The organism is Porphyromonas sp. (assembly GCF_030529325.1).
GTDB lineage: Bacteria > Bacteroidota > Bacteroidia > Bacteroidales > Porphyromonadaceae > Porphyromonas_A.
Map to the genome: position 1 here is coordinate 7,820 of NZ_JAUMXC010000016.1, position 8,299 is coordinate 16,118.

Consider the following 8,299-nt stretch of genomic DNA (forward strand, 5'->3'; position numbering starts at 1 on the left):
TGGCTTTCCGGACTTGGTGCTATCATGTGTTTTGCCGGTATTATCATGGGGATTTACTCTTATGCAATCGTCTGGAAGAGGCGTAAACGTTTCCGTTCTCCTTACAAAAAGTGGGATTTCAAATGGCACCATATTACCGGGTTCTTTTTCGGATTCTTTGTTTTTATGTTTATTCTCAGTGGTTTTATGTCTCTCAATGACCTTCCCAAGTGGTTCATGAAGGAGGAGGACAACACCCTTTCTGAGCGTTTGTTCAAGGAGGAGCCTCTTACTCTTGGAGAGATCAATAGTGATTATCGCGCCATACTGGCCGCTTATCCCGGAGAGGTGAAGGGCATATCATTCAAAAAATATGAAGATCATCTGTTCTACGGTGTCCGGACCTCAGAAAAAGAACTCACATTGGATATCATTGACGGAGTTGTCAAGCCCTTGAATCTGACTAAAGACGAAGTTGAGGTCAAGATGTCGAAAGTCCTTAAATATTCATATTCGATGTCACTTATGACGGAGTATGACAATTATTATGTCGGTCGATCTGAGCGTGATCCTCTACCTGTATATCGAGTTGAAGTCGAAGACAATGACAAAACTGTCCTCTATGTGAGTCCTGAGACAGGGCGCACACGCTACTATACTGCTCGTAGTCGTGCTGAGAGATGGATATATCCTATCTTTCATACATTCAGGATCAAGTTTTTTGCTGAACATCCGGTACTCAGGGAAGTCTTTTTGTGGATCATTCTTCTTGGAGGGATCATCGTTTCTTTCACCGGGGTGGTACTCGGTCTCAAATATCTGAAGAGACTGTTTACTCGTAAGAAAAAGAGATAAGTCAATGTAATAGAAGTTGTAAAAAATGCCGGAGTGTATGCCTCAATTGGATACACTCCGGCTATTTTTTATTTTACTAAAAGAGCCTATATAACTTATGAAAATCAAGTGTGCTGAAAAAGATGTACAACCTTCAAAATCGATGTGTCTAACTTGATGAATTAAGATGCCTACCTTGATCATTCAAGGTAGGCATCTTTTTTATCCTTTCGTGAGGTTTACTGACGGGTGAGTATCATGGTGTTTTTCAGTGCGGTTTGTTGTAGGAGGGAGAAGGGCTTGAATGAGGAACTCTTCTATATCAGGATATAGTGTTTTTAGCCAGGGGATGACCTGTTTGGGATCTATTTCTCGATGACGCTCAGTGGAAAAATATAGGCTTTTTTTAGTGTGTATTTTTAGCTATGTCTTTGAAATCAGGGGGGGAATGATTTTTTTAGCATTGCCGGTGATATTTTTTTCATGGATGTGTGATAGTGTAACTTCGGTTACGTTTTTTACAATGCTCTCTCTCTACCTTTGCGATACAGAAGGAAAAAGATAATACTACTCATCTAAAAAACAAATAAAAACTATGGAACAGATGTTTTGCTATCAATGTCAGGAGACTTCCAAAAATCAAGGTTGTACTGTTGTTGGTGTCTGTGGTAAGACTGCAGATGTTGCTAATCTTCAAGACCTTTTACTATACCTCTGCAAGGGGATCTCTCATATTACCGTAAGACTTAGAGAAAAGGGTAAAGAGCTACCGGAAATCAACAAGTTTGTTGTTGACAGTATGTTTATGACCATAACCAATGCCAATTTCGATAAGTCTAGATTTATCACTCGTATACGCATCGCACAAGAACTGCGTGACTCTGCAAAGGCCCAACTCCTTGCTCTTGGAGGCAGTGTCGATGGTATATCTTTTGATGGCCTTTCTTGGAGGGGTGAAACTGAAATGGAGATGGCAACCAAGGCTGTCGAAGTGGGTATTCTTTCTACTGAAAATGAGGATGTACGCTCACTTCGTGAGCTCACTATTTACGGTCTAAAGGGTATGGCTGCTTATGCTGAACATGCTTACAATCTCGGCTATGAGGATGATGAAATCTACGCTTTCATGCAGAGGGCACTTGTCGCAACGACCAATGACTCCCTCTCGGCAGACGAACTCACAGCATTGGTTTTGGAGACAGGTAAGTTTGGAGTTCAAGTCATGGCTCTCCTCGATAAAGCGAACACTTCCAACTATGGTCATCCTGAAATCACGAAGGTCAATCTCGGAGTGCGCAACAACCCGGGTATCCTCATCAGTGGCCACGACCTTAAAGATATGGAAGAGCTCCTCAAGCAGACCGAAGGCACGGGTGTCGATGTATACACACATAGCGAGATGTTGCCTGCCAACTATTATCCCAAGTTCAAGCAGTACGAACACTTTGTCGGCAATTATGGAAGTTCTTGGTGGCATCAGATCGAGGACTTTGAGAATTTCAACGGAGTGATACTTTTCACTACCAACTGTATCGTCCCTCCTCGCAAGACCTCCACTTATGCTGACCGTGTTTACACTACGGGTGCATCGGGATTTGAGGGTTTCAAGCACATCGAAGACCGTAAGAATGGGCAACCTAAAGACTTCTCTGCTCTTATAGAGCATGCTAAAAAGTGCTTGCCTCCGAAAGAAGTAGAGACCGGCGAAATTATCGGAGGTTTTGCTCACAATCAGGTTATCGCTCTTGCAGACAAAGTCGTGGATGCAGTCAAGAGTGGAGCTATCCGTAAATTCTTTGTCATGGGCGGCTGTGATGGTCGTATGAAGGGGCGTAACTATTATACCGAGTTTGCTGAGAAACTCCCACACGACACAGTCATCCTTACTGCTGGTTGCGCGAAGTATCGTTATAACAAGCTGCCTCTCGGCGATATCAATGGTATCCCTCGCGTGCTTGATGCAGGTCAGTGCAACGACAGCTACTCTCTTGTGAAGATCGCTCTTGCCCTTAAGGAGGCTTTTGGACTTGAGGATCTCAACGATCTGCCTATCGCATACAATATCGCATGGTATGAGCAAAAGGCTGTCATCGTTCTCCTTGCTCTCCTTTACTTGGGAGTCAAGAATATCCACTTGGGTCCTACGTTACCCGCATTCCTTTCTCCGAATGTTGCCAATGTCCTTGTCAATAATTTTGGCATCGCGGCAATTACGGAAGTAGACGAAGATCTACGCCACTTCCTCGGAGCTTAACCAACTCAATACTAATTTATTCAAAAAAACACTGTAACTATGAGCGAATACATCAACAACGCTTCAAAAAGGAAGGAAGAGCTCAGAGAACTTCTTCTCCAAATACATAATGGTGAGCAGGCTGACTCTGTGAAACAACGCCTCATCGAACGTTTGCGTTCGATCCCTTACAATGAGGTTGTGGAGGTAGAGCAGGAGCTCATTAATGATAAACTTCTGACAGAGGAAGAGATCCTCAGTTTTTGCGATCTGCATACTGCCGTTCTTGACGGTAGTATCGATCTTGAGGGTGCAAAACCTGTACCTGCGGGTCACCCCGTGGATACGTTCAAGAAGGAAAACGGTGCCATCCGTCTTCAGATCAAGGATTTTTATGCTTTAGTTGAGGCTGTAAAGAATATCGGAGACAGTCAAGTCCCCGGTTATCTCATGCAGTTGCGTACGATACTGAACAATTTTTGGGATATCGATAAGCATTACAAGCGTAAAGAGTACCTTCTCTTCCCATATTTAGAGAAGCATCACATCACTGGTCCTCCAAAGGTCCTTTGGGGAAAGCATGATGAGACGCGTGCACAGCTTAAAGCCTCGGTAGAGGCTCTCAAAGCAGGTGTGGCTTCTGCAGATGTGCTTCGTGATGTGCTTAATGCTACGATCACGCCTGCAGTGGAAATGATCGAGGGTATGATTATGAAGGAGGAGGAAATCCTATTCCCTATGTCTATGGATGTCCTAAGTGACGAAGAATGGTATAAGGTTTACCAAGAGACCCCGGAGTTCGGCTACACTCTTATTGATCCTGAAGACGAGTGGAAACTTGAGGGAGTTATGGCTGCCCAAGATAATACAGCAGTCAATGCCCACAGTGGTGCTATCCGCCTCTCATCCGGTAATTTCAATATTGAAGAGCTTGAAGCCCTCTTTATTCATTTGCCTATCGATATTACTTTCGTCGACAAAGATGACAAGGTGAGATTCTTCTCCCATAGCCCAAAGCGCGTCTTTGAGCGTAATAGATCTATCATCGGGCGAGATGTGCGTATGTGTCATCCTCCGGGAAGTGTTCACATTGTGGAGCAAATCCTTGAAGATTTCAAAGCCGGTAAAGAGAATAAGGCTGCTTTCTGGTTGTCGAATTTCATGGGTCGCTTCATCTACATTGAATACACTGCGGTGCGTAACCCCGAAGGTGAGTATCTTGGTGTTGTTGAAGTAACACAAGATATCTCTCATCTGCGTGCTCTTGAAGGGGATCAACGCCTACTATCATACGAATCTAAATAAGCGAAGGTGAGAAAGAACTATAAGAACACTCAATCCTTTTTCCAATTGGATGCCGATCCGGTACAGACCTGATGGTCTTCAAGCCGGACTACAATCCGCCCCTCTTGATCTGTTCGTGAGAATCTGTCAAGAGGGGATTTTTTATTATTAAGTCCAAGTTGTATTCGAGGCAGGGCAACCGCATCAAAATGTAAGTGTCTGATTATCAATCATAGTTTTGAGTGCATTCTTTATCTTTGAATATAATCCTCAAAATGCAATTATTTGAAAATTAGCGGCTTGTATTTTGTCGAGATTTTTGATGCGATTGCCCTGTATTCGAGGCAGAAGTGCGGATGGATATTGTATTCTTTGTTAACTTTGAGGGATCCAAATATAAAATAGATATTTACTTATGATAAACTATCTCAATGAGGCAGATATTGCTGTAACTGTGTGTGATAAAGATGGCATCATCATAGAGATGAATGAGCAAAGTAAGAAAGTAAATCAGAAGCCGGGACAGAGTCTAATCGGGAGCAATGTGCTGGACTGCCATCCCGAGCCTGCTCGATCCATGTTGAGAGAGATGATGAAGAAGCAGACCAAGAATGCCTATACTATAGAGAAAAATGGAATGAAGAAGCTTATCTATCAAATCCCTTGGTATGAAGAGGGGGAGTATATGGGATTTGTAGAGCTTTCAATGATCATTCCTTTTGAGATGCCTCATAAAATAAGACGTCCTAAAAACAGAATAGATATTGTAGGATAGAGGTAATATACTGCTCAAAACAAAAGTGTCAATAAGGTATTATCCTTTATTGATGTTTGCTCAAGCGATAGTCTGATGTTCAGAATGGGGGTAGACTATCTGAGAGTACTATGGATTTGGAGTATTGAGTATACCGTAGGAACTCTTTATGTTCGTATGATGGGATGAGTGAAGTATCTCTTTCTGTGTACGTGATCGGGATGATACGATATCTTTTCCTACCGTCTTCTATCCCTTTTGAGACCCAGGTATGTAGATATTCCACGTTGGGAATGCTTTTTGTCCCATTTGATAGTTTTTGAAGTGTACAGATTGTTGAAAGTCCTCCTCTCGTAGCAGGATCTTTAGTCTGGTTGCTTATATAATTTCCAAGTGAATAAACTACCAAAGAGGATTTGCTCGTTGCCGTATCTGAATAATGGTAGGCTGACTGTACGACATGAGGATGCGATCCTATAATAACATCAGCACCCGCGTCCAAAAGAGATTGGGCCAGCCTTTTCTGAGAGTCATCTTCTTTACGTTGGTATTCATTTCCCCAATGAATACAGATAATGGTGAAGTCTGTTTCTGCCTTGGCTTTGATTGTACGCACCTCATCAAGCATCATTGAATCTATAAGATTAACAACTGTGGGAGGTGGGATGGATATACCGTTAGTTCCATAGGTATAACAGAGAAATGCCAGTTTGATACCGTTTATAGTGATGTTCAGCGGATGATTATTTGATCTTTCTATGCTGTCTCTATATGTGCCGAGATGTTTAATCCCGACTTTATCAAGAATATCTAAAGTGCGTATAATACCATTCCGTCCTCTATCCACAGAGTGGTTATTGGCAGTGGTGAGGATGTCAAAGCCTGCATCTTTTAGTGCATATGCAAGGGTGTCAGGGCTACTAAATTGAGGATATCCTCTATATGGCTTGCCTCCGAAAGTCGTTTCAAGATTCGCGATTGCTACATCGGCTTTCTTAATATAGGGCGAGATATATTTGTAGTTGTCATGGAGGTCATATGTATCTATGCCCGTCATTGCTGCCTTGACCTGAGGAAGATGCATCATGATGTCACCGGCAAAGTACAATGTTACCCTGAGAGTATCTTGTGGGGAACCTTTGGCTGTATCTGTTTGCTTTTTGCTTTCGGTCGATAAACATGCGCTGATGGTACAGGATAAGGGTACAAGTATTAGAATGATCTTGTGGATAATAGAGGTGTGTTTCATAGGATAGGGGAGAGCAATACTATTCAACAATGTCTGCAACTACAGCAGAAACAATAGAAATAAGGTCCGAGGGATCTAAGATGACTTGAAGCCCTCTTTTTCCTGCACTCACTATAATTTGCTCTTCAAGAGTGATAAGTTCCTCGATATAAGTTGGATACGCTTTTTTCATCCCAATGGGAGAACAACCCCCACGTACATAGCCGGTTGTAGATAGGAGTTCTTTGAGGGGAAGCATTTCACATCTCTTATTTCCGGAAACTTTTGCTAGTTTTTTTAAGTCAACATTAGCGTAAGATGGAATGACTGCAACTATAAAAGGTTCCTTATCTCCTTTAAATACGAGGGTTTTATATACGTGTTCCGGGGATTCACCAATGGCTTCAGCAACTTCAATCGCACTCTGGTGTTCATCTGTAACTGCATATTCTCTCAGTTGATACGAGATGCCTAAGCTTTCAATGATACGTATGGAATTAGTCTTTTTCATGACATACTATTTGTCTTGATCAAAGTCTCTAATCCCGAGTTTGTTGAGCAAATCATTGTGAAATCCGATAAGGTTATTTGTAATGCTGTTGAAGAAGTCTGAGACAGTCTTTTGGTTTGCTGTAAGGCCTCCTGAGATTACTTTGAGACTAGCGGGAAGTACCTTTATGCTGATATGATCTGATGAGCCCATTGCTTCGCCATCTATATGATAGGGTATTGGCTTTTCTGTGCTGACAGTGATTTCTTTTCCTTTATATAATTCGGTGTAAGGATTTTGATCTAATCCTTTAGAGAAGAGTTGGATCGCGACTTGTGCAGCATCTACCACGGGAAATTCTTTTATAATTGTAATGTCTATGAAGCCATCCGTGAGACTTGCGTTAGGAGCAATGAAAGCATTATTGCCATATTGAGCTGCATTTGCGAATGCTATTAGGAATGCTTTTACTGAGAGCTCTGTGCCGTCAATATTGAGTTTGTATACAGATGGGGTGTGAGAAAAAAAAACCTGTACCGTGTCCTTTATGTACACCATGGGACCTCGAACATTGCTTTCTGAAAACTCCTCCGAGACAGATCCATCGAAGCCAATACCACAAGTGCATAGGAATGGATTGTCATTGACACGACACGTATCGATGACTGAAAGTTTGTGGGAAATCAGTGTTTCTATTGCATTATCAGCGCTTAGTGGAATATTAAGTTCCCTGGCGAGGCCATTTCCACTGCCATTGGGGATTATCCCAAGTATTTTGTCTGAACCAATCAGAGCTGATGCAATCTCATTGACAGTTCCATCTCCTCCCACAGCACATATCACGTCTATGTCAGAACTGAGTGCTTCCTTAGTTACCTCTGTTGCATGGCCAGCATATTCTGTAGAGACCACACGTACCTCATGACCTGCATTAAGTAGAGCAAGAGCTGTCTTCTCATGGACCTTATTTCTTAATACCCTAGGACCGGATGTGGGATTGAAGATGATGAGATATTTCATATTGCCGTAGTGTGATGCTGTGAATAACAGATATTAATTTACCCTTTGGAACGGTTCTTTCTGTCGAGAGTATAGGAGTATACTTGTAGGGATGTATTTTACCATCTCCGGTGCAGTTGTTGAAAGATGTCTAAAGGTATTATATGGGATGAGTAGTAGGTCATATTCTCCCAAAGCTTCCTTGGACATAATCTCCTTGGGTAGTCTAGTGGCTTGATATAGCTCTGAAGCCTCTATACTATTTTCATCTCCTATTGTAATACAGAATCTTGTGAGATTAGAGTGATGGAGTAAACCATTGACGAGATGAGCATATTCTAATTTTTCGGGAGCTTCGGTATCATGGATAATGCATAAGTTTTGTACAGGCTCTTTCAGTCCTCTATCAATGACTACTCCAATTGAGTTTGGTGTATTGTCGATGAGATGTTTTGTTTTATCCCGTAGTAGTTGTGCTACATTGAAAAATGCACCTGC

7 protein-coding genes and 1 pseudogene are annotated in these 8,299 nt (G+C 42.2%); 4 read left to right on the top strand and 4 right to left on the bottom strand.

What is annotated here, in order from left to right:
* From Q4A14_RS03965 to Q4A14_RS03980, 4 genes and pseudogenes are all read left to right on the top strand, one after another.
* Nucleotides 1-834 (top strand): annotated as a pseudogene (locus Q4A14_RS03965) (PepSY domain-containing protein); the annotation flags it as partial.
* A 583-nt stretch (nucleotides 835-1,417) separates the two neighbouring features.
* Nucleotides 1,418-3,067, top strand: a complete 1,650-nt coding sequence (gene hcp, locus Q4A14_RS03970) for a hydroxylamine reductase (protein WP_303170145.1) — start codon at nucleotides 1,418-1,420, stop codon at nucleotides 3,065-3,067.
* Nucleotides 3,068-3,106: 39 nt separating this feature from the next.
* Nucleotides 3,107-4,351: a DUF438 domain-containing protein gene (locus Q4A14_RS03975; RefSeq protein WP_303170094.1), complete on the top strand. Its 1,245-nt coding sequence runs from the start codon at nucleotides 3,107-3,109 to the stop codon at nucleotides 4,349-4,351.
* 394 nt (nucleotides 4,352-4,745) lie between these two features.
* A complete protein-coding gene (locus Q4A14_RS03980) occupies nucleotides 4,746-5,105 on the top strand; it encodes a PAS domain-containing protein (RefSeq protein WP_303170096.1) in 360 nt (119 codons plus the stop codon).
* Between the two features lie 79 nt (nucleotides 5,106-5,184).
* On the opposite strand, the gene Q4A14_RS03985 is transcribed toward Q4A14_RS03980, so the two are convergent.
* From Q4A14_RS03985 to Q4A14_RS04000, 4 genes are all read right to left on the bottom strand, one after another.
* Nucleotides 5,185-6,333, bottom strand: a complete 1,149-nt coding sequence (locus Q4A14_RS03985) for a CapA family protein (protein WP_303170097.1) — start codon at nucleotides 6,331-6,333, stop codon at nucleotides 5,185-5,187.
* A 19-nt stretch (nucleotides 6,334-6,352) separates the two neighbouring features.
* Complete coding sequence (gene ybaK / locus Q4A14_RS03990) at nucleotides 6,353-6,823, bottom strand: Cys-tRNA(Pro) deacylase (RefSeq protein ID WP_303170099.1); 471 nt, start codon at nucleotides 6,821-6,823, stop codon at nucleotides 6,353-6,355.
* Nucleotides 6,824-6,829: 6 nt separating this feature from the next.
* A complete protein-coding gene (locus Q4A14_RS03995) occupies nucleotides 6,830-7,822 on the bottom strand; it encodes a diacylglycerol kinase family protein (protein WP_303170101.1) in 993 nt (330 codons plus the stop codon).
* A 33-nt stretch (nucleotides 7,823-7,855) separates the two neighbouring features.
* The coding region (locus Q4A14_RS04000; protein WP_303170103.1) for a hypothetical protein at nucleotides 7,856-8,299 on the bottom strand (444 nt) is incomplete at its 5' end.